The organism is Mesorhizobium sp. ArgA1 (genome assembly GCF_053714375.1).
Genome location: NZ_JBSKBQ010000091.1, coordinates 1 through 1,471 on the forward strand (window position 1 = coordinate 1; position 1,471 = coordinate 1,471).

General features: G+C 57.5%; 2 protein-coding genes. Both read right to left on the bottom strand.

What is annotated here, in order from left to right:
• Positions 1-32: 32 nt before the first annotated feature.
• Positions 33-845 carry a DGQHR domain-containing protein gene (locus ACWGTI_RS32425; RefSeq protein WP_454590652.1) on the bottom strand — a complete coding sequence of 271 codons (813 nt, stop codon included), beginning with the start codon at positions 843-845 and terminating at the stop codon, positions 33-35.
• Positions 839-1,471 (bottom strand): hypothetical protein (locus ACWGTI_RS32430; protein ID WP_454590651.1); only part of this gene is annotated, 633 nt, incomplete at its 5' end. The genes ACWGTI_RS32430 and ACWGTI_RS32425, both read right to left, overlap by 7 nt.

The window sequence follows — 1,471 nt, forward strand, 5'->3', positions numbered from 1 at the left end:
GGCGCAGCCCGATGCCAATTACCCGAGGATCGTCAGCAAGATCGGCAAGGCTCCCCCGCAGTACCCAGACATCGACGACGAGTGACGACGCACCATGCCGCATCGAGGGGGCGAGGGGGTGGGTAATTACGGAAATTGTCCTTCTGCTGAACGACTGTGAGTATGCGGTCACGGACCGTTGACTGCTTTTCCTCGTCCAACTTCAGCCCGATGCGCGCGCACATCGCGTCCAGCCGCTTGCGGGGGTCCTCATCGTCGATGTTGAGCGACGAGATGATTTCATTCACCAGATTACGCTGAACCTTGACCTGCTGCGTATTGATGTCAACGAACATCTCTATTTCCTGCCGGACCGGCAGGTTCTGGTAAGCCAGAACGGAGACGACGGACCGGTCCTCATCGGCATCGCGGCCTGCGTACGCGTAGCCATAGAGCCGATGCTGCCCATCGATGACCCATGCGGACCCGTATTGGCCGGGAAGATCGAGAGTGCCAGTCGCGGTATCTCCGAACGTTTCCTGGCTGTTGAAATTCAGGCCATCGAGCTTAACGTTGACGACGATGTTGGTTGGGAACGTGCCGCCGCGATCGAGATAGGCGCCGATTGATCGGAGCCGCGTAGGCTTTACCATGAGCTGGTACGTTTCGAGGTCTTCGTTGGATGTAGCGCCCATATGACTGATGTACGCGATGCGCAACAGGTCGTGGGGCGACATCAGGAAGCTGTAGAAGGTCGTATTGCCGACTTTGCCGCGGTTCGCCGGGACGCGCGTACGCAGGCCCTCAACTTTTTCACCCTTGAGATAACGGTCGAGAAACTGGTATCGCGCCGCCGCTTTCAGAATGCTGGTGAGCTTAAAAAATACGCGACGTCGGCCTCTGTGATAACCGGCACGCCTGCTGCCGCGGCACGTTGCCGGTCGACAGTGCGGATGTCGACGTTTCGTGTTGCGATCGCGATTTTGACTTTCAGCGGGATCCCGGCCAAACGTCGAATGCACCGCGGTGACGACGTCTCTCTGATCGCCCCAATCTTGTCGAGCAACTGCTTTACGGACTTGGTTGCAGTATCCTGTGCATGTGTGCATTCGACGACGAAAACCGTCTCATCGTCCTTCGCGAAAACATCGAGCTGCCGCCGTGACCCATCCTTCCCCACGATGTAGAAATTTCGATCAGGGTTTAGCGCCTTGAAGCCCATCCGGTAAAGCAGCGACCAAACATCATCCTCGAGCTGCCGATCGATAGGCTTGGCACGCTCAAGGCGAAGCGACCGCTTGTTTCGCTTCGCGAGCGTCCACCCGTCCGCCTCTTCTGCCGCAAGCAGGATAAGATGCTCAAAGCCGAGGTTTCTCACGGTTTCGAGAAGGTCGTCCAGTAGGCCCAGTCGCCGTGTCAGGGCAATCGGGTGAGTTAACACGTGACATATGGCGCCAGTGCTGAATCTGTGAGTCCCCAATTGATTCGATTG